The 19825-nt window shown below is 35.6% G+C and carries 19 protein-coding genes; 10 read left to right on the top strand and 9 right to left on the bottom strand.

Translation table 11 applies throughout. From position 1 onward, the window contains the following. Positions 1 to 154: 154 nt before the first annotated feature. Complete coding sequence (gene folB, locus ACIQ0D_RS00970; RefSeq protein ID WP_395802217.1) at positions 155 to 520, bottom strand: dihydroneopterin aldolase; 366 nt, start codon at positions 518 to 520, stop codon at positions 155 to 157. 130 nt (positions 521 to 650) lie between these two features. Here folB and ACIQ0D_RS00965 point away from each other — a divergent pair, with 130 nt between their 5' ends. The 3 genes from ACIQ0D_RS00965 to ACIQ0D_RS00955 all read left to right on the top strand — a co-directional run bounded on the left by ACIQ0D_RS00965 (position 651) and on the right by ACIQ0D_RS00955 (position 3555). Continuing rightward, a complete protein-coding gene (locus tag ACIQ0D_RS00965) occupies positions 651 to 1427 on the top strand; it encodes a DUF1080 domain-containing protein (RefSeq protein WP_395802216.1) in 777 nt (258 codons plus the stop codon). Between the two features lie 199 nt (positions 1428 to 1626). Then, entirely contained in the window at positions 1627 to 3078 is a 1452-nt protein-coding gene (locus ACIQ0D_RS00960) for a M48 family metalloprotease (RefSeq protein ID WP_395802214.1), read from the top strand. Between the two features lie 264 nt (positions 3079 to 3342). Next, on the top strand, positions 3343 to 3555 hold the full coding sequence (locus ACIQ0D_RS00955; protein ID WP_395802212.1) for a hypothetical protein: 213 nt from the start codon (positions 3343 to 3345) through the stop codon (positions 3553 to 3555). 195 nt (positions 3556 to 3750) lie between these two features. Here ACIQ0D_RS00955 and ACIQ0D_RS00950 read toward each other — a convergent pair whose 3' ends face one another. Further along, entirely contained in the window at positions 3751 to 3936 is a 186-nt protein-coding gene (locus tag ACIQ0D_RS00950; protein WP_291399499.1) for a DUF551 domain-containing protein, read from the bottom strand. A gap of 230 nt (positions 3937 to 4166) precedes the next feature. Here ACIQ0D_RS00950 and ACIQ0D_RS00945 point away from each other — a divergent pair, with 230 nt between their 5' ends. After that, complete coding sequence (locus tag ACIQ0D_RS00945) at positions 4167 to 5387, top strand: acyl-CoA dehydrogenase family protein (protein WP_395802210.1); 1221 nt, start codon at positions 4167 to 4169, stop codon at positions 5385 to 5387. A gap of 348 nt (positions 5388 to 5735) precedes the next feature. On the opposite strand, the gene lysA is transcribed toward ACIQ0D_RS00945, so the two are convergent. Both lysA and ACIQ0D_RS00935 read right to left on the bottom strand, forming a co-directional pair. Further along, on the bottom strand, positions 5736 to 6887 hold the full coding sequence (gene lysA / locus ACIQ0D_RS00940) for a diaminopimelate decarboxylase (RefSeq protein WP_395802208.1): 1152 nt from the start codon (positions 6885 to 6887) through the stop codon (positions 5736 to 5738). A gap of 36 nt (positions 6888 to 6923) precedes the next feature. After that, entirely contained in the window at positions 6924 to 8237 is a 1314-nt protein-coding gene (locus tag ACIQ0D_RS00935) for an aspartate kinase (RefSeq protein ID WP_395802206.1), read from the bottom strand. Positions 8238 to 8402: 165 nt separating this feature from the next. Between ACIQ0D_RS00935 and ACIQ0D_RS00930 the strand changes: the two genes are divergently transcribed. From ACIQ0D_RS00930 to nhaA, 6 genes are all read left to right on the top strand, one after another. Beyond that, positions 8403 to 10139, top strand: a complete 1737-nt coding sequence (locus tag ACIQ0D_RS00930) for a phospho-sugar mutase (protein WP_395802204.1) — start codon at positions 8403 to 8405, stop codon at positions 10137 to 10139. Between the two features lie 50 nt (positions 10140 to 10189). Next, positions 10190 to 10840: an SCO family protein gene (locus ACIQ0D_RS00925; protein ID WP_395802202.1), complete on the top strand. Its 651-nt coding sequence runs from the start codon at positions 10190 to 10192 to the stop codon at positions 10838 to 10840. Further along, positions 10830 to 11255 carry a c-type cytochrome gene (locus ACIQ0D_RS00920; protein WP_395802200.1) on the top strand — a complete coding sequence of 142 codons (426 nt, stop codon included), beginning with the start codon at positions 10830 to 10832 and terminating at the stop codon, positions 11253 to 11255. The genes ACIQ0D_RS00925 and ACIQ0D_RS00920 overlap by 11 nt, the downstream gene beginning before the upstream one ends. 72 nt (positions 11256 to 11327) lie before the next feature. Further along, positions 11328 to 12776, top strand: a complete 1449-nt coding sequence (gene asnS, locus ACIQ0D_RS00915) for an asparagine--tRNA ligase (RefSeq protein WP_395802198.1) — start codon at positions 11328 to 11330, stop codon at positions 12774 to 12776. 79 nt (positions 12777 to 12855) lie between these two features. Continuing rightward, entirely contained in the window at positions 12856 to 13476 is a 621-nt protein-coding gene (locus ACIQ0D_RS00910; protein WP_395802196.1) for an L-threonylcarbamoyladenylate synthase, read from the top strand. Positions 13477 to 13537: 61 nt separating this feature from the next. Further along, entirely contained in the window at positions 13538 to 14746 is a 1209-nt protein-coding gene (gene nhaA, locus ACIQ0D_RS00905) for a Na+/H+ antiporter NhaA (RefSeq protein WP_395802194.1), read from the top strand. Here the strand turns inward: nhaA and trpA are convergent. From trpA to ACIQ0D_RS00880, 5 genes are all read right to left on the bottom strand, one after another. After that, positions 14743 to 15513, bottom strand: coding sequence for a tryptophan synthase subunit alpha (trpA, locus tag ACIQ0D_RS00900; RefSeq protein WP_395802192.1), 771 nt, complete (start codon positions 15511 to 15513; stop codon positions 14743 to 14745). The two genes, nhaA and trpA, sit on opposite strands and share 4 nt — an antisense overlap. A gap of 41 nt (positions 15514 to 15554) precedes the next feature. Further along, entirely contained in the window at positions 15555 to 16763 is a 1209-nt protein-coding gene (gene trpB / locus ACIQ0D_RS00895) for a tryptophan synthase subunit beta (protein ID WP_395802190.1), read from the bottom strand. Positions 16764 to 16794: 31 nt separating this feature from the next. After that, a complete protein-coding gene (locus ACIQ0D_RS00890) occupies positions 16795 to 17439 on the bottom strand; it encodes a phosphoribosylanthranilate isomerase (RefSeq protein WP_395802188.1) in 645 nt (214 codons plus the stop codon). Next, positions 17436 to 18422 (bottom strand): anthranilate phosphoribosyltransferase, encoded by a 987-nt coding sequence (gene trpD, locus ACIQ0D_RS00885; protein WP_395802186.1) that lies wholly within the window; start codon positions 18420 to 18422, stop codon positions 17436 to 17438. The genes ACIQ0D_RS00890 and trpD overlap by 4 nt, the downstream gene beginning before the upstream one ends. 297 nt (positions 18423 to 18719) lie before the next feature. Beyond that, on the bottom strand, positions 18720 to 19763 hold the full coding sequence (locus tag ACIQ0D_RS00880) for a COX15/CtaA family protein (protein WP_395802184.1): 1044 nt from the start codon (positions 19761 to 19763) through the stop codon (positions 18720 to 18722). Positions 19764 to 19825: the final 62 nt, after the last annotated feature.

Here is a 19825-nt window from a genome sequence, read left to right as displayed (position 1 = left end):
GTAAAAATTATCGATGGTAAAGAAGAAATCTGCACAAGCGGCCAGACGATGTGTGTTACTTTCGATTATAAAAGCAAGCTATCAGTTCCAATACCTGAAAAACAAAGGAATAAAATGATAGAAAACTAATATAGAAGTTTATGAAGAATGTTTTCTATCTTTTGAATATCAATTCAATAGCCGAATTTTCGACTTCTGCACCCATTGGCGGATTTAGTTTACGGATAGACACGCGAATAGATTGAACAGCCAAAAACTCATGTCGGATACGTTCTAGAATAGAATGGGCAACCGTTTCAATCAATTTTCTAGTAATTTTCATTTCTTCAGAAGCAATTTCAAAAAGCCTCACATAATTGACAGTATTGGCCAAATCATCCTTCCCATTATCAAAAACATCGAGAGAAGTATCAATATCTAAAATGAATTCGGTTCCCAAAACCTGCTCTTCTGGATAAAAACCGTGAAAGGCAAAAAAACGAACACCTTCTATGCTTACTTTTTGAGTGACAGTTCCCATAAATACAAAAGTATGAATTTAGATTTATGTAATATCTTATAGAATCTCAACAAAAAAAACCGGAAATATAGGAGAAAATATTACCTTCAAATTCAATTAGCAATTTGAATTTAAGCAGAAAAAATAAATCATGAAACGTATCTTTTTAATCAGCGTATTTTTAACAAGTTCTATCACCTATGTAAATGCACAGCAAGGTGGTAATCCTAAAGACACTGAAGCATGGTCACCAGTACCCAAAGTAGTAGAACTCAAAAGTGCTTCTACAGTAACACAACAGGCTCCATCAGATGCCATCAGATTATTTGATGGTAAAAATTTAGATCAGTGGCTTTCGGTAAACGATAAATCTGCAGCTAAATGGACTGTTAAAGAAAATAGTTTTACAGTCAAAAAAGGCACGGGTAATATCCAAACCAAGCAATCATTTACAAATTACCAATTACACATTGAGTGGTTAATACCTGCTGAAATTAGTGGCAGCGGACAAGGTAGAGGGAATTCAGGAATTTTCTTGGCATCAACTGGGCCTGGCGACGATGGTTATGAAATACAAGTACTTGATTCCTATAAAAATGGAACTTATAGCAACGGACAAGCAGGAAGTATTTACAAGCAAGCTATCCCTTTGGTAAACGCATCTAGAAAGCCGGGAGAATGGCAAACTTATGATATTTTATGGACAGCACCACAATTCAATGAAGATGGAAGCCTCAAATCTGCTGCCCGAATTACTGCACTTCACAATGGCGTTCTGATACATAATAATACCGAAATAAAAGGGGAAACAGTTTATATCGGAGCTCCATTTTACAAAAAACACGGCCCTCTACCAATCAAATTACAAGACCATGGCGACCCAAGTGAGCCCATTAGTTTCCGTAATATTTGGATTAGAGAACTGTAAAAAAGGCAGAAGAAACCGTCAAAATTGTATTTTTGAAAATTAAAAAGCCAGGCAATATTTTTGTCTGGCTTTTTAATGGGATTTAAATCCTTTAGAATCAGTAATTTATTTTTGTAAATCACATTCACAATCTGACAAAATCCAATTTTATGACATTGTTTGGCTTGAATATTGAACCAAAATATAAAAACCCGAGAAGATGAAGAACATATTTATATACGCTAGCCTAATAGCCTCAATTTTTATAATCAACTCATGCGCTGTAAATCCCGTAACCGGAAAAAAGCAAATTGTATTAATGTCGGAAGAGCAAGAAATTGCAATGGGCAAAGATGCTGATCCAGAAATTGTTGCTCAGTATGGTTTATATGAAAATAAGGTACTACAAGATTTCATTAGCCAAAAGGGAAAAGAGATGGCTGCCATTTCGCACCGTCCAAATTTAAATTATGAATTTAAAATATTAGATTCAGAAGTACTGAATGCATTTGCTGTACCTGGGGGATATGTTTATTTCACTAGAGGCATTATGGCACATTTTAATAATGAGGCCGAGTTTGCGGGTGTTTTGGGCCATGAGATTGGACATATTACTGCTAGACATTCGGTATCACAACAAACTAAGGCTGTTCTAGGTCAGGTAGGATTAATTGGCAGCATGATACTTGTCCCGCAAGTAGCTGATTTTGCAGAACCCCTCTCTCAAGGTTTAGGATTATTATTTTTAAAGTTTGGTCGTGATGCTGAAACTCAATCGGATCAATTAGGTGTAGAATATTCATCTAAAATAGGATATGATGCTAGAGAAATGGCGGGTTTTTTCAATACATTGGATAGAAAAAGCAATGGTAGTGGAAATGCAGAATTACCTGATTTCTTATCAACACACCCTAATCCGGGTTCAAGAAATATTGCGGTCATGAATTTATCTGTAGAGTGGAAAAACAAGTTAAAGCTTAATAATCCAAGTATTAATCGCGACAGCTATTTAAGAAAAATTGAGGGTTTAGTTTATGGTGAAGACCCGAGACAAGGATTTCTTGAAAACAATATTTTTTACCACCCAGAATTAAAATTTGAATTCCCTGTGCCCCAAGGCTGGAACTATCAAAACACTCCACAGCGTGTTCAACTAGCACCCAAAGATGGTAAAGCGATCTTAATGATGACCTTAGCGGGAGGCACTAATTTACAAGCGGCAGCAGAGAAAGCCGTTGCGGATAATAATTTAAGGGTAATTGAATCGAATCAAGTGAAGGTTAACGGATTAAATGCTATTTCAGTTCTTGCAGATGTAAAACCAAAAGAAGGTGCTCAAAGCTCTTCCGTAAGAACATTAAACTATTTTATACAACATAATAATGCTATTTACCATCTTTTAGGAGCAAGCTCTGTGGGCGATTTCGAATCCTATTCTGCTTATTTTTCACAAAGCATGAAAAACTTCAAAGAATTAAGAGATGCCTCAAAATTGAATAAGAAAGCTGAAAGAATTCGCATAAAAACCGTAGAAAAGACAGGCACATTGAAGCAGGCATTAAGCGCTTTCAAGGTTCCAGAAAGTCGCATGGAAGAACTTTCTATCCTTAACGGGATGCAATTAAGCGATAATGTACAACAGGGCTCATTGATAAAGATCATTGCAAATTAATCCTCTTAGCATGCTTATTTGACGCATTGGTTTAATTATAGCCGGTTTTTCTTGCTTATATGCCCCGATTTTCGTATTTTTGTAAACAAAGCGTAAGCTATTCTTTATTCACAGCTGCAGATTAATTCGTCAAATCTGTATAATGGATTTTCAAAACAATCTTGTTTAGCATCCATTTACAGGTCATTTCTCCGAGTCGGATTTCATTACCCTCCTAGCAGCGAAAATATAAGCGGATAGTATTTTATTATTTAACACTATAACATGGCTAAATCACAAGCAACTTTTATGAAGAAGCAGCTCGAAAAAAATAGAGCGAAGAAGAAAGAGGAAAAAGAACATCGTAAGCAAGATCGTCAACAAAATTCGACTGGTGGAAAGCTAGAAGATATGATGGCTTATGTGGATGAGAATGGAAATATCACTTCTACCCCACCAGAGCCTAAGAAAGTTTTCACTCCACAAGCAAGAAAATAATATATTTCTGAACTGCTGCCCTAAGGTATTTTATAAAAACAGGAAATATTAAAGAAACGATTTCTAGATAAAATGATAGAAATCCATTATTCGAAATCTATTTTAAGGAATGTATCAGATGATTCAAATAATTTGAAGACATCATTACAATCCTTAAAAAGAGGTTTCAAAAAGGTAAAATTTGACCTAACAATTTTACTTCTTAGGAAATTCTGGCAGCGCCATCCAATGCGTAAAATCTTCCAAATCCACTTTATCATCTGCCACAACAAATTTATCATAGATTTCGCTATAAAAGCCAAAATAAATTTGTCCACCATCAAATAATAATACGTCTTTAGCCTGCTCTGGCAATTCTTCTTTTACTAATTTCCAAGTCATAATTCAAAGATAGAATAATTGTTGAAAAGGATAATACGTTGAATCAATTTTGAGAAATGAGAGTCAGAAATTTATTCTCTTATTTTTTTTAACACTCAAAAAACTATAAATAACAGATCTAATTTTCAGTTTTTATAAATCAACTCTAAGTGATTCTACTACCATTTATTTGAAAGAAATAATTCACTTTACCACCATATTTTACTAATTTTGAAAAAAAGCATATTGCCATGTCCAATCAAGATTACGACCTAAATTCAATCATAAAATCATCTAAAAAAGACCTTTTTGAAGCTCCCGATTATTATCAGATAGATGAATTATTGACTGATGAACATAAATTAGTCCGCGATACCGTTCGTAGCTGGGTTAAGAAAGAAGTAAGTCCCATAATTGAAGATTGCGCACAGAAGGCTATTTTTCCTAAGCATTTGCTTCCTGGATTAGCTGAGGTTGGTGCTTTCGGTCCCACCATACCCGCAAATTATGGTGGAGCAGGTTTAGATTATATTTCCTATGGTTTAATCATGCAAGAAATTGAACGTGGTGATTCAGGTATTCGCTCTACTGCTTCTGTTCAGGGTTCTTTGGTAATGTACCCAATTTTTGCGTTCGGTTCGGAGGAGCAAAAAATGCATTATTTACCAAAATTAGCTTCAGGCGAGTACATGGGATGCTTTGGATTAACAGAGCCTGATCATGGTTCTGACCCAGGAAGTATGATTACCAATATTAAAGATATGGGTGACTACTACTTGCTAAATGGTGCTAAAATGTGGATTTCGAACTCTCCTTTCGCAGATATAGCTATTGTTTGGGCAAAAGATGAGGAGGGCATAATTCGTGGAGTGATCGTTGAAAAAGACATGGAAGGTTTTAGCGCGCCAGAAATTCATGGAAAATGGAGTTTAAGAGCTTCTGCAAGTGGCGAATTGGTGTTCGATAATGTGAAAGTGCCTAAAAAGAATTTATTACCAAATATAAAAGGATTGAAAGGTCCCTTGAGTTGCTTAAACCAAGCGCGATATGGAATTGCTTGGGGGGCATTAGGTGCGGCCATGGACTGCTACGATACGGCTTTACGTTATTCTAAAGAACGCATACAATTTGGCCGCCCAATTGGTGGATTCCAATTACAACAGAAAAAACTGGCTGAAATGATAACTGAAATCACAAAAGCTCAACTCCTTGTTTGGCGCTTAGGTGTCTTAAAAAATGATAACAGAGCCACTCCTGCACAAATTTCAATGGCTAAAAGAAATAGCGTTGAAACTGCTATAAATATCGCCCGTGAGGCACGTCAAATGCTTGGCGGAATGGGCATCACCGGCGAATACCCAGTAATGAGACATATGATGAACCTAGAATCAGTAGTTACCTATGAAGGGACTCATGATATCCATTTATTGATTACTGGAATGGATATTACTGGTTTGAACGCGTTTGTATAGGATTTAGGTGTTATGGTGAGAAATAAATTAGGAATAAGGAGCCAAGAGTAAGGACAAAAAATCTTTAACCAGCACAAAATGTTTCAGATGTTGCACAGTCTTAAAACGGTTAACTGACAAAGACAACTCCTTTCCTAACTTTAATAACGGGCTTCGAGAACCTCATTCACAGGTAAATAAATATCACCAGCCTGACAACCGATAACTGATAAAAATAACGGCCATCAAGAACCTCATTCACAGGTAAATAGATGCCGCCAGCCTGACAACCGATAACTGACAACCGATAACTAACAACTGATAACTGATTACGGACTTCGAGAACCTCAGCCAGCGGTAAACTGAAATCTACTTCGAATAAACCGATTTCACTCGTTCACGCAAATTATATCCCGAAGACATCACTTCGCCATAGGCACCAGCGGTTCTAATAGCAATTAAATCGCCACGAAAAGATTCTGGAAGCTCCACTTCTTTACCGAAGCAATCTGTGCTCTCGCAAATCGGACCTACAACGTCATATTTTATCTTTTTATCAGATAAAGAGCTGATATTTTCAATCTTATGGTAAGCTTGATAAAGTGCCGGACGCATTAATTCGGTCATTCCAGCATCTAAAATCAAGAAATTCTTTTTCAATCCATTTTTTACATAGAGAATACGACTAATCAAGCTTCCGCATTGAGCAACTAGTGCCCTACCCAATTCAAAATGGACTTCCTGATCATTTCTACGCTCTAAAAACTGATTAAAAATCGTAAAATAACTCTCAAAATCATTAATCGGGTTTTCGTCAGGTGCATGATAATCCACACCTAAACCGCCACCCACATTCAAAACCTTTAATTGATATCCATGATCTGCAAACCAAACATTAAGTTCGTTTACCTTCAAACAAAGACTTTTAAAGACTTCCAGATTAGTAATTTGTGAACCGATATGAAAATGTATCCCGATAAGCTTAAGTTGTTTACAAGCCTTTAATTGCTCAATACAAGCATTGAGCTCCCATTGATTTATACCAAACTTATTTTCTTCAAGTCCCGTAGTAATATATTGATGCGTATGCGCATCTACATTCGGATTAATACGCAGTGCTACACGAGCTTCTTTCCCGAGCTTGGCAGCTAGTCCGTTGATAATTTCAAGCTCTTGCACCGACTCCACGTTAAAACAATAAATATCACTATTTAGAGCTTCGATAATTTCTTTATCCGACTTACCCACACCAGCAAAAACTACTTTTTGTGAGTCGAAACCTAGGTCGATTGCCTTTTTTACTTCATTACCACTCACACAATCAGCTCCAAAGCCAATTTTGCGAATAGCCTCCAAAACCTGCTCATTAAAATTAGCTTTTAGAGCATAATGAACATGAAAGCCGAATTTATCGGCTGCCACGCGGCAAGTCTCAAGAGTATGCTCTAGCAACTTAAGATCATAATAATAAAAGGGAGTTTCTAACTCCTTGAAACCTGAAATTGTATCCTTATTTAGCATATAAAAAAATATATCTACCGAAGCAGATTGAGTATCTTATTCAAATAAACGATTATGTAATGACCTCAGAACCTCTACTTTATCCTCATTTTTAACAAGTAAAGAAATATTGTAACTACTTCCGCCGTAGGAAATCATACGAAGTGGAATATGCTTAATGGCTTCTAGAACACGAGCGGCAAAACCATGTTTTTCTACGCCAAAATCGCCTACTACACAAACAATTGTTTGATTATGATCAACATCAACCGATCCAAAGCTTTTCAATTCTTGTAGAATTTCATCAAGATGTTGCGTTTCATCAATTGTTACTGAAACCGCCACTTCCGAGGTTGTTATCATGTCAATTGGTGTTTTATAACGCTCAAAAACCTCAAAAACACGTCTCAAGAAACCATAAGCTAAAAGCATACGGCTTGATTGAATTTTAATGGCTGTAATACCATCCTTGGCAGCGATGGATTTAATTTTCCCACGTTCACTTTCATTCGTAATTAGGGTACCTGGAGCATCGGGCTCCATGGTGTTGAGCAAACGCACCGGCACTTTATATTTTTGAGCAGGAAAAACACTCTGTGGGTGAAGAATCTTAGCACCGAAATAAGCAAGCTCGGCAGCTTCGTCGAAAGATAAAACGGCAATCGGCTTGGTACCTTTTACAATTCTTGGATCATTATTGTGCATTCCGTCGATGTCAGTCCATATTTGAACTTCCTCGGCAGCAATGGCAGCACCAATTAAGGAAGCAGTATAATCACTTCCGCCACGACGAAGATTATCAATCTCACCAAAAGAATTACGACAAATATAACCTTGCGTGATAAACAAGATATCAGTTGGATATTGATCAAGTAAAACTTTTAAATGTTCAGAAATAAAAGGAATAATGGGCTCATTATCCTCATCAATCTTCATGAAATCAAGTGCTGGCAAAAGCACAGATTTCACACCTATTTCTGTTAAATATATGTGATAAAGAGTAGTAGAAATTAATTCCCCTTGAGCTAGAATAACCTTTTCTTCAATACTTGTAAACAGTTCATTCGAAAAAGAAGATAGTAAATTGAAATGATAGTCAATTAAATCCTTACCATTTTCATAAGCCTCATCGCTAGAGAAAAGTTCTTTTATAAATATTTCATATTTGGCTTTTAGTACAGAAATTAAGTCGGCAGCCTTCTGTTTATCCTCAGCTAGATAAGCCTGTGAAATCTCCAAAAGACTGTTTGTAGTCCCAGAAACAGCAGATAGAACAACAATCTGTTTGTTTTTAGGTTTAATAATATCCAATAAATTCTTCATCCGATCGGGACTCCCAACCGATGTTCCACCAAACTTTAATACCTTCATTTAAACTTGAATTTTAAATTGCCACAAATGATTTTTATACTTGCGGATTGAGATGCTAAAAATAGAAAAAACCATTCTATTTTTCACACCAAACAAAATAAAATTTGGTGTGTTTAGCCATGATCATTCCCGGTCAGAATAAAACACAAATAAAAATTAATAATTATGCACGAGTTGGAGTCCTCAATTTTAGATAAAATCAATGTTTGGCTTAATGGACGCTATGATTTAGATACCAAAAATGAAATTAAGTCTTTATTAGATTCGGGCTCTACAAATGAGCTTGTTGATTCATTTTATAGAGATTTGGAGTTTGGTACTGGCGGACTAAGAGGAACAATGGGTCCGGGTACTAATCGCATCAATAAATATACCATTGGCTCAGCAACACAGGGATTGAGTAATTTCTTATTAAAAAAGTATCCCGGAGAGCAAATTAGTGTTGCCATTGCACATGATAGCAGAAATAATTCTGATTATTTTGCGAAGATTACTGCCGATGTATTTTCTGCAAATGGAATAAAAGTATATTTCTTTAAAGAATTAAGGCCAACTCCCGAATTATCTTTCGCCATCCGACATCTAGGATGCAAGAGTGGTGTCATGATTACCGCTTCCCACAATCCAAAAGAATATAATGGTTATAAGGCTTATGGAAGTGATGGCGGACAATTCACATCGCCAGATGATAAATTGGTGATGGATGAAGTATCGAAAATAAGTACTGTTGATTTAGTGAAATTTGATCGCATTGAGGCTAATATTGAGCTACTTGACGAAAAAATAGATCATTTATATTTAGATAAAATAAAGGAACTTTCTGTATCACAGGATGCCATTTCGCGCCAAAAAGACTTAAAAATAGTCTACTCTCCTATCCATGGAACGGGAATTACATTAGTCCCAGCCGCATTAAAACACTTCGGTTTCACCAACCTTACTTTAGTTGAAGAGCAATCTATACCTGATGGAAACTTCCCGACGGTAATCTATCCAAATCCGGAAGAAAAAGAAGCATTGACCCTAGCCTTGGCAAAAGCGAAAGAAATTGATGCCGATTTAGTGTTAGCGACAGATCCAGACGCTGATCGGGTGGGAATTGCTGTTAAAAATAATGAAGGCGAGTTTATTTTACTGAATGGAAATCAAACAGGTAGTTTATTAATTAATTATCTATTGACAGCCTGGGAGCAAAAAGGAAAGCTTAGTGGCAATGAGTACATAGTTTCTACGGTGGTTACCACAAAATTAGTTGAAGAAATTGCCAGAGCAAAGAAAGTTAGCTTTTACGAGACTTTAACAGGATTTAAGTGGATTGGAGCATTAATTACAGAGCTACAAGGCAAAAAAACCTTTATTGCTGGAGGAGAAGAAAGTTACGGCTATTTAGTAGGCGATTTAGTCAGAGATAAAGATGCTGTTATTTCATGTGCTTTTATTGCTGAAATGACTGCTTTTTACAAGGATAAAGGCAGTAGTTTATACGAGGCCATGTTGGATATGTATCATGAATATGGTTTTTATAAAGAAAAACTGGTATCCATCACTAAAAAAGGCAAAGCTGGAGCTGAAGAAATAAAAGCATTGATGGAGCGCTTCAGAACAAATACCCCTATAAATTTGGGCGGTTCAAAAGTGGTTTGCCTAAAGGATTATGAGCTAGGAAAAGAAATCGACTTAACTACAAGATACGAAAAAAATCTGAATTATCCAAAATCGGATGTTTTACAGTTTATCACTGCTGATGGCAGTATCATCTCTGCAAGGCCATCGGGCACCGAGCCAAAAATCAAATTTTATTGTAGTGTAAAGACTGATCTTCCAAATAAAAACGAGTTTAGCGCTAAGGAACATTTATTAGATGAAAAAATCGATCTGATTATGAAAGATTTAGCAGTGTAATTCCTTCAAATTATTGCCTAAAAGAGTAAAAAAGCAAGTATATTTGTGTCATGAAAAAGGTACTATTTATTGCTCTTTTAGGCTTGATTCTTAAGTCTTGTACAAATAAATCTGAAGATAAACTTCCCATTCTAGGAGAACGTGAGCCGATTGAAAAAACAGTGGATGGAAAAGTAGTAATTGACACCCTTTACCAAAGCATCCCAGCCTTTAGTTATTTCAATCAAGACAGCATTCTAGTAAGTGATAAAGATTTCTACAATAAAATTTATGTAACCGATTTCTTTTTCACCTCATGCAATACTATTTGTCCGATTATGCACCGCAACATGCTCAACGTGTATAATAAATACAAAGGTGATTCAAAAGTTAAATTTCTCTCCCATACCATTGATATCAAATACGATTTGCCTTCTAAATTAAAAAAATATGCAACAAAACTTGGCCTTGAAGGCAATCAGTGGGAGTTTGTGCATGGTAGCCGTGATTCTATTTTCAATATTGCAGCAAAAAGTTATTTAGTGGCTGCTTATGAAGATAATACAGACCCACAGGGACTAGTACATCAGGGTTGGTTTATACTTGTAGATACAAAAAAACGTATCAGAGGTGCTTATGATGGTACAAAAGAAGATCAAGTTAAGCAATTGATGCTCGACATGGATATTTTGTTGAAGGAAGAATTTGGTAATGCGAAATAGCTTAATTTACAGCGTTTTATTTGCTTTAGGAATTGGAATTAGTATTCAATCCTGCCAAAATGAAAACAGTTTAGATCATAAGCGCTACTATGTTAATGGAAAACGTATTTATGAAAAAAGTTGCCAAAGTTGTCATGGTGCTGATGGTAAAGGACTTGGGACTTTGTACCCACCATTAACTGATACGACCTATTTAAAACTAAATAAAAATCAATTAGCCTGCATGATTAGATATGGTCAGCAGGGTGAAATAAAAATAAATAACATCACCTATGATGAAATAATGCCGGGTAATGAAACTTTAGCCGACATAGATATCGCACAGGTAATTGTTTATATCACCAATAGTTTTGGCAACAAACAGGGTTTTTATGATTCCGAGGCTGTAACAAGCGACCTCAAAACATGTAAATAATCATTCTGCAGACCTAAGCTTAAACTTGTGGTTAACAGAACGATTTGTATTTTTGCAATTCATACAAAAAAGATGGCTAAGCGTACAAAAATTAAAGATTTATTAAATTCTAGTGATTTCGGAAAACAAGTTTCCGTGATGGGATGGGTTAGAACATTTAGAAACAATCAATTTATTGCTTTAAATGATGGCTCGACAATAAATAATATTCAAGCAGTTGTTGACTTTAACACGTTGAATGAAAGCCTCTTAAAAAGAATTACAACAGGTGCTGCAGTTTCCATTCAAGGAGAAGTAGTTGAATCATTAGGAAAAGGTCAGAAAATTGAAATAAAGGTAAATGAAATTGAAATTTTGGGTGATAGTGATGCGGAAAAATTCCCATTACAGCCTAAAAAACATAGCCTTGAATTCTTACGTGAGATTGCCCATTTAAGATTTCGTACCAATACCTTCAATGCGGTTTTCAAAATCAGACATGCTTTAGCATTTGCTGTTCATCAATTCTTCAATGAAAAAGGATTTGTTTACATGCATACTCCAATTATTACGGCTTCTGATGCGGAGGGGGCTGGTGAGATGTTTCGTGTATCCACTTTTGACCCGGATCATATACCACGTAATGAAGATGGAACCGTAAATTATAAAGAAGATTTCTTTGGTAAAGCCACTAATTTAACAGTATCTGGGCAGCTAGAAGGTGAATTAGCAGCAATGGCTTTTGGTGATATTTACACTTTTGGCCCTACTTTTAGAGCCGAAAACTCGAATACTACGCGTCATTTAGCCGAGTTTTGGATGATTGAGCCTGAGATGGCCTTTTATGATCTAACTGATAATATGGACTTGGCAGAGGAGTTACTGAAATATGTAATTCGCTATGCGATAGAGCATTGTGCTGATGAGCTCGAGTTCTTAAAAAATAGACTTTTAGAAGAAGACAAACAAAAACCACAGGCAGAGCGTTCAGAATTTGACTTATTAACTAAATTGAACTTCTGTTTGGATAATGATTTTGAAAGAATTACCTATACGGAAGCTATTTCTATCCTTAGAAACTCAAAGCCTAATCAAAAGAAACAGTTCAAATATTTAATTGAAGGCTGGGGTTCGGATTTACAATCAGAACATGAACGCTATTTGGTTGAAAAGCACTTCAAAAAACCCGTTATTTTAACAGATTATCCTGCCGACATTAAATCATTCTACATGAGAATGAACGAGCCTGATGCCGAAGGAAGAACAACTGTTCGTGCTATGGATATTCTTTTCCCAGGTATTGGCGAAATTGTTGGTGGATCACAACGTGAAGAAAGATTAGAGAAATTGGAGAAAAGAATGGCAGAAATGCACATTCCTGCCGAAGAAATGTCTTGGTACTTAGATACCCGTCGTTTTGGATCAGCTCCACATGCCGGATTTGGATTAGGATTTGAAAGGTTAGTGCTTTTCGTTACTGGAATGACCAATATTAGAGATGTTATTCCTTTCCCAAGGACTCCAAAAAACGCTGAATTTTAATCTAAAAATGGGTTAAAGGCTCATTTATTTAGGTCTGATTTTATAAAAAATGCTTTTGAGAAATTAATAAATATCCATTATGCTGATTAAAATCTACCCAGAAAACCCAAATGAAAAAGCAATTCAGCAGGTTGTTGACGTGCTTAAAAAAGGAGGGATAATAATTTATCCTACCGATACGGTTTATGGGATGGGCTGTGATATTACTAACTCAAAAGCAATTGAAAGAATTTGTAAAATAAAAGGCATAAAACCAGAAAAAGCGAATTTTTCATTTGTGTGTTACGATTTAAGGCACATTTCTGATTACACTAAACCGATTGATAATGAGACCTATAGAATCTTGAAAAAAGCACTTCCTGGTCCATTTACATTCATTTTCAATGCCAATAAAAATGTCCCAAAATTGCTAAGTTCTAATAAAAAAACTGTCGGAATTCGGGTACCAAACAGCACTATTGCACGCTCAATTGTTCAAATGCTAGGAAATCCGATAATCTCCACATCCATACACCATGAAGATGAAATTATTGAGTATTCGACTGATCCTGAGTTGATTCATGAAAAATATGAAGAGCTTGTAGATTTAGTAGTTGATGGTGGATATGGAGATAATGAGCCATCCACTATTGTAGATTGTAGTGAAGGTGATTTTGAAATTTTACGTCAAGGAAAGGGGAATTTAAGCGAATTTTTATAAAAATTCATTTAAAAGCACGTTATTTACTTTAGTAATTTATATTCTAAATTGATTAGCTTTTATGTTGCCAAGAATTAATTTTGACCCTTTTAAAATTTTTTTAAAATCTCAGCAAGTTGGGGGTGTCATTCTGATTTTATGTGTAATTATTTCATTGATTATTGCTAATTCAAGTTTAGGGCAAGCATTTCAGAATTTTTTAGATACAAAAATAGGGTATAGTAGCCCCAATCTCCAATTAGAATACTCCATCTCCCTTTGGATAAATGATGGCTTAATGGCGATTTTTTTCCTACTTGTGGGATTAGAAATAAAGCGTGAAATTATTGAGGGAGAGTTATCGAGTCCTCAAAAAGCCGCCATGCCCATATTTGCAGCTTTAGGAGGAATGATTTTTCCAGCAATCATTTATTCCATTTTCAACTTCAACACAGAAACAAATGGCGGCTGGGGCATTCCGATGGCTACAGATATTGCTTTTGCACTTGGTGTCATCTCCTTACTAGGTAAACGTGTTCCTTCATCTTTAAAAATATTTTTAGCAGCTTTAGCAATTGCGGATGATTTAGGTGCAATATTGGTGATTGCCATTTTTTATACCAATGAATTACATTGGATGCAATTATTGTATTCGGCAGGAATCTTAGCCATGCTAATTTTATTCAATAGATTCGGAGTTAAAAAATTAGTTTTTTACATCATTCCTGGCATATTTTTATGGTATTTTGTCCACCATTCAGGAATTCATGCTACTATTGCTGGAGTTTTATTGGCATTAACAATTCCAACAAATCCTGAGAAAGAGGCCTCTCCATTAGAAGAATTAGAGCACATCATTGTGAGGCCTGTAAACTTTATAATCATGCCCATTTTTGCTTTAGCAAATACCAATATTCAGTTTGAAAGCAAAATGCTCGATGGATTGACTAGTCCGCTAGGCATTGGCATCATTTTAGGCCTAGCCTTGGGAAAACCAATTGGGGTTACTCTTTTTTCTTGGCTATCGGTTCAATTAGGTTTTGCAAAATTGCCCAACAATGCCAATTGGAAACATATTATCGGCTTAGGATTATTGGCTGGAATAGGATTTACCATGTCCATTTTTATTGCACTTTTATCATTCAGTAATCCTGAATATCAAGTAGAAGCAAAATTCTCAATTTTGGTTGCATCAATTACTTCTGGAATCATAGGCTATCTATTTTTGGGTTCACTCAATACAAAAAACAATAAAAAAGCTAAAATAGATCTAGAATCAAATACGTTCTAAGAACGTATTGATTTGATAAATTCTGGAATACGTTCCAAAGCATTTTCAGTATCTAAAAACTTAACGAATGCACTGCCTACAATTGCTCCTCGAGTATACTCGGCAGCTTTATTGAAGCTTTTTTGATCTGAAATACCAAAACCAATCATGGTAGGATTTTTTAAATTCATAGACTTAATTCTTGCGAAATAAGCATCGGCCTCATTAGAAACAGTTAAGTTTTTTCCAGTGGTTGAAGATGAGGAAAGCAAATAAATGAAAGCATTGCTAAGCTCATCAATTTTAAGGATACGTTCTTCTGATGTTTGAGGCGTAACCAAGAAAATATTACTGATTTTATTATTCAGAAAATCATCCTTATAAAATTCTTCATACTCAACCATCGGTAGATCTGGAACAATAACTCCATCTACTCCTACTGCGGCACAAGATTCACAAAAATTCTTTACACCATACTGTAAAACCGGATTCACATATCCCATCAATAAAACTGGTATGGAAACACGCGCGCGAAGCTCTTTTAATTGTTCAAATAGAAATTTAAGATTCATCCCGTTTTGAAGAGCTTTTAAAGAACTATTTTGTATTACGGGCCCATCAGCCAAGGGGTCGGAATATGGAAAGCCAATTTCTATAAAATCGGCACCCGCTTTCTCAACAGCTTCGGCAATATCTAAAGTGCTCGTTAAATTGGGATATCCTGCTGTAAAATAAATGGATAAAAGAGATTCTTTTTTATTTTGAAACAATTGGTTCAGTCTATTCATTTTATGTTATTATCAATTATAAAATACTGATTAAGAGCAATTTAAAGATTAAAATATTTCATATAAGTATCAAGGTCTTTATCACCGCGACCCGACAAGCAAATCACGACAGATTCATCACCTTTAAACTTCATTTTTTCAAGATGAGCAAGTGCATGTGCAGTCTCAATTGCAGGAATAATTCCCTCTAGTTCGGAGCAAAGTCTACCAGCCTGCATAGCTTCCTCATCGGTAATGCTTACGTATTCGGCCCGATGCTGTTTAAATAAATGAGCATGTTGCGGACCGATACCAGGGTAATCTAATCCGGCAGAAATAGAATAAGGCTCAATTACCTGACCATCATCACTTTGCATTAATAATGAGCGACTGCCATGCAACACTCCTTCTTTTCCCAAACTGGTAGTTGCAGCAGATTCACCGCTGTTTACTCCTAATCCTGCAGCTTCAACAGCAATAAGTTTTACCTGTTCATCATCCAGGAAGTGGTAAAACATTCCCATGGCATTACTTCCACCACCCACACAAGCCATCACGATGTCTGGTGTTTCGGAACCAGTTTTTTCAAAAAGCTGTTTTTTAGTCTCTTCCGAAATTACTGATTGAAACCTTGCCACCATATCTGGATATGGATGAGGGCCTACAACAGAACCGATAATATAATGCGTATCAGTAGGATTATTAATCCAGTCGCGCATTGCTTCATTGGTAGCATCTTTCAGGGTTTTACTACCAGAAATTGCAGGAACCACTTTGGCGCCCATCATTTTCATTCTGGCTACATTGGGTGCTTGACGTTCAATATCAACCTCGCCCATATAGATAATGCATTCTAGCCCCTTTAGAGCACACACAGTCGCCGTTGCCACCCCGTGCTGACCAGCACCCGTCTCAGCAATAATTCGTTTCTTACCAAGGCGCTCTGCAAGTAAAATCTGACCAATGGTATTATTGATTTTATGAGCTCCAGTATGATTCAGGTCCTCTCGCTTAAGATAAATAGTAGCTCCATACCTAGCAGATAAGCGTTCTGCATGAAATAAAGGCGAAGGCCTACCTACATAATCTTTCAATAATTGATGAAATTCCTCCTGAAAAGCAGGTTCATAAATAATATCCAAATATTGTTGACGCAGATGCTCCACATTTGGGTAAAGCATTTCAGGAATATATGCGCCACCAAAATCACCGAAATAACCCTTAGGATTTACTCCCCAGTTTTCTGAACTTTTAACAAATTCTCTGTTCATATTTTTATTTTTTCACCCCGAGAGGTTGATTTTATTTTCTAATTATATCAAATGCAGATTGAAGACTTTCGATATCTTTCAAACCAGGTTCTATTTCAAATTTACTATTCAAATCAACACCATATAAATGTTCAAGTGCTAATTCGTGCACTTCTTGAATATTTTCAAGACTCAATCCCCCACTCAAAAAGAAAGGTTTTTCTTCTTTATAATCTTCTAATTTTCGCCAATCGAAGATAAGTCCCGAACCTCCATGCCCTTCAGTTTTGGTATCAAACAAAAAATAATCTACCACATCATTATAAGGCTTCAATACTCCGAAATTAAAGGTTGAGCTTATTCCGAAAGCTTTAAGTAAATCAATTTTTTTTGAAGGTGCTTTTATTGAAAGGTCATTTTTCAATTGCTGACAATAAGCTACCGACTCACTACCATGGAGCTGAAGAGCATTTAAATTATACTCCAAAGCCATTTCAATCACTTCTTCAATTTCTTCATCAACAAACACTCCTGTCAGTTTAATAGATTGAGGCAATGAATTCAATAGCACTTTATCGAGATTTCCAACATATCGTTTAGAATATTGATAAAAAATCAATCCCAAATAATCCGGATTTAAATTAGCCAAATCGACTATATTTCCCGAATTTCTCATGCCACAAACCTTTATTCTCATGATAACATTTTCTTAAAACTCAGAAGTGCTTTTTTACTTAGCAATGCCTCTTCTGCTTCATAAAAACAATCTGCAAAAGATAAATCAGGCTTTATCGTTCTAATAGCTACCGCTGCATTTGAAACAACCACATTATTTTGTTCAGAACTGCCATTCCCTTCCAATACTGATTTGAAAATATCTGCTGATTCCTTAACTGTGCTACCACCTTCAATAGATTTTGGATCAATTTTTTCGAATCCCAATTGATCAATTGAATAAATATGCTCGCCTGAGGAAGAAAAAGTCTTAAAATCACAGGTTAAAGAAATCTCATCATAACCTTCTAAAGCATGAACAATGGTGTATTTTGTATCTGCCTTTTGATAAAGGTAAGCATACAAACGTGCCAATTCAAGACTAAAAACACCAACCATTTGATATTTCGGACGCGCGGGATTAACCAAGGGACCTAACATGTTAAAAAATGTTTTTACCCCCAATTCCCTTCTAATTGGAGCAACTGTTTTCATGGCTGGATGAAATAATGGCGCATGAAGAAAACAAATCCCAGCTTCATCTAAAGTTTTCTTCAGATGATCAGTTTCATTAGAAAAATTATAACCTAAATATTCCATTACATTGGATGATCCGCATCCAGAAGAAACACCATAATTACCATGCTTTGAAACCTTATAACCAGCACCTGCGACTACAAAGGAGGCCAAAGTGGAGATATTAAAGGTATCCTTACCATCCCCGCCAGTACCACATAAGTCTATTAAGTCATACGCTTTTAAATCTGGCTTCAGACAAATGTCGAGCATCCCATCTCTAAAGCCTTCAAGTTCATCAACGGTAATACTTCGCATGCAAAATGCAGCCATAAAAGCAGCCATTTGGGAAGAATTATACTTTCCTTGGGTGATATTTGTTAAAATCTCTTTCGATTCATCCTTAGAAAAGGTTTTATGCTCAAATAGGTGATTTAAGATTTTTTTCATGCTCCTGATAAATTAAGACCTATAATCTGTCTTTTAATAATGTAATATGATGCAAATAAAAATTCAAAATTGTTTAAAACAAAAAAGGGCTGCTCTTTGAGCAACCCTTAGTAATAATTTCTTTATATAGAAAAATACACAACTAACCGATTGCCAAATGTTTAGACATTTGCCACCACCAGATTGTATAAATTTGTTTTGTTTTCATTGTTTAACAAATATGAATAAAATTTTTATAGCTACAAACCTTTTCTGAATTATTACAAAAATCAGAGAAATGGCATTATACAAATAAAACTATATAGCAGCTTTTCCTCTACTCAAAAACAACGTAAAAACCACTGAGAGTAAAAATAACATTCCTACAAACTGATGTAGGATTGCATATGATAAGGGTATTTGACCTGTTGTATTTAATACAGTCAATACCCCTAAAAGTATTTGAATAAACAATAAAAACACAGGTGCAAAACGAAATTTATGCAATAATGTAGTTTGAGCTAAATCTTTAGATTTCCAAAGCCAGATTAAAACAGGAACACAAATGATATAGGCTAATCCGCGATGAATGAATTGCACAGTAATCAAATTATGGGTGATATCGGCCCAAAATCCACCCTCTGTAAGCATTCCTACTGGCCATAGCCTCCCATTGATATCTGGCCAAGTCCTTGCAGCCAATGCAGCATGAAGTCCGGCCATAAATGCTCCATAAATCAACTGGAAAAATAATATAACTAGTAGCCAAAGATTGATTTTTTTCAGATTGGGCACATGTAAAATTTGGTTTTTTTCAATACTTAGTTTTAGAGCAAACCATAATACATAGCAAAGTAAAATTAGTGCCGACATGAAATGAACGGCCAAACGAATATGACTTACATATAAATCTTGATCATTTAGTCCGCTTTGCACCATTATCCACCCAATTGCGCCTTGCAGGCCTCCCAAAATAAATAATACAATCATCGGCGTGACCATATTTTTCTGAATTTTCTTTGTAATCAAAAAATAAATAAATGGAAAAATAAATACGAGTCCCATGAATCTTGCCCAATCCCGATGCAGCCATTCCCAAAAGAAAATAAACTTGAAATCTTCTAAAGTAAAGTGACTGTTTAAATGCTTAAACTGGGCAATTTCCTTGTATTTATTGAAGGCTTCTTGCCAAGCTTGATCGTTCAGAGGTGGAAAAGCGCCAATAATGGGTTTCCATTCGGTAATAGATAAACCAGATCCAGTTAAACGGGTAATCCCACCAATAACAACTTGAATCATTATCATGACCAAACCAATATATAACCAAATAATTACCTGACGATTGTTTTTAGGCGAATCCATTACTTTAACTTTAGATTATAAGTATAAAAATATACCGCTCAAATATCTGAATTAAAAATTTA

It is taken from the genome of Daejeonella sp., assembly GCF_044342615.1.
In the GTDB taxonomy this organism is placed as follows: domain Bacteria; phylum Bacteroidota; class Bacteroidia; order Sphingobacteriales; family Sphingobacteriaceae; genus Daejeonella.
This window is presented reverse-complemented; position numbering and strand designations above follow the sequence as displayed.

What these genes read in the sequence shown, in the direction of transcription:
- folB (WP_395802217.1), bottom strand. Translation starts at nt 520, where the DNA reads ATGGGAACTGTCACTCAAAAAGTAAGCATAGAAGGTGTTCGTTTTTTT.
- ACIQ0D_RS00965 (WP_395802216.1), top strand. Translation starts at nt 651, where the DNA reads ATGAAACGTATCTTTTTAATCAGCGTATTTTTAACAAGTTCTATCACC.
- ACIQ0D_RS00960 (WP_395802214.1), top strand. Translation starts at nt 1,627, where the DNA reads ATGAAGAACATATTTATATACGCTAGCCTAATAGCCTCAATTTTTATA.
- ACIQ0D_RS00955 (WP_395802212.1), top strand. Translation starts at nt 3,343, where the DNA reads ATGGCTAAATCACAAGCAACTTTTATGAAGAAGCAGCTCGAAAAAAAT.
- ACIQ0D_RS00950 (WP_291399499.1), bottom strand. Translation starts at nt 3,936, where the DNA reads ATGACTTGGAAATTAGTAAAAGAAGAATTGCCAGAGCAGGCTAAAGAC.
- ACIQ0D_RS00945 (WP_395802210.1), top strand. Translation starts at nt 4,167, where the DNA reads ATGTCCAATCAAGATTACGACCTAAATTCAATCATAAAATCATCTAAA.
- lysA (WP_395802208.1), bottom strand. Translation starts at nt 6,887, where the DNA reads ATGCTAAATAAGGATACAATTTCAGGTTTCAAGGAGTTAGAAACTCCC.
- ACIQ0D_RS00935 (WP_395802206.1), bottom strand. Translation starts at nt 8,237, where the DNA reads ATGAAGGTATTAAAGTTTGGTGGAACATCGGTTGGGAGTCCCGATCGG.
- ACIQ0D_RS00930 (WP_395802204.1), top strand. Translation starts at nt 8,403, where the DNA reads ATGCACGAGTTGGAGTCCTCAATTTTAGATAAAATCAATGTTTGGCTT.
- ACIQ0D_RS00925 (WP_395802202.1), top strand. Translation starts at nt 10,190, where the DNA reads ATGAAAAAGGTACTATTTATTGCTCTTTTAGGCTTGATTCTTAAGTCT.
- ACIQ0D_RS00920 (WP_395802200.1), top strand. Translation starts at nt 10,830, where the DNA reads ATGCGAAATAGCTTAATTTACAGCGTTTTATTTGCTTTAGGAATTGGA.
- asnS (WP_395802198.1), top strand. Translation starts at nt 11,328, where the DNA reads ATGGCTAAGCGTACAAAAATTAAAGATTTATTAAATTCTAGTGATTTC.
- ACIQ0D_RS00910 (WP_395802196.1), top strand. Translation starts at nt 12,856, where the DNA reads ATGCTGATTAAAATCTACCCAGAAAACCCAAATGAAAAAGCAATTCAG.
- nhaA (WP_395802194.1), top strand. Translation starts at nt 13,538, where the DNA reads ATGTTGCCAAGAATTAATTTTGACCCTTTTAAAATTTTTTTAAAATCT.
- trpA (WP_395802192.1), bottom strand. Translation starts at nt 15,513, where the DNA reads ATGAATAGACTGAACCAATTGTTTCAAAATAAAAAAGAATCTCTTTTA.
- trpB (WP_395802190.1), bottom strand. Translation starts at nt 16,763, where the DNA reads ATGAACAGAGAATTTGTTAAAAGTTCAGAAAACTGGGGAGTAAATCCT.
- ACIQ0D_RS00890 (WP_395802188.1), bottom strand. Translation starts at nt 17,439, where the DNA reads ATGAGAATAAAGGTTTGTGGCATGAGAAATTCGGGAAATATAGTCGAT.
- trpD (WP_395802186.1), bottom strand. Translation starts at nt 18,422, where the DNA reads ATGAAAAAAATCTTAAATCACCTATTTGAGCATAAAACCTTTTCTAAG.
- ACIQ0D_RS00880 (WP_395802184.1), bottom strand. Translation starts at nt 19,763, where the DNA reads ATGGATTCGCCTAAAAACAATCGTCAGGTAATTATTTGGTTATATATT.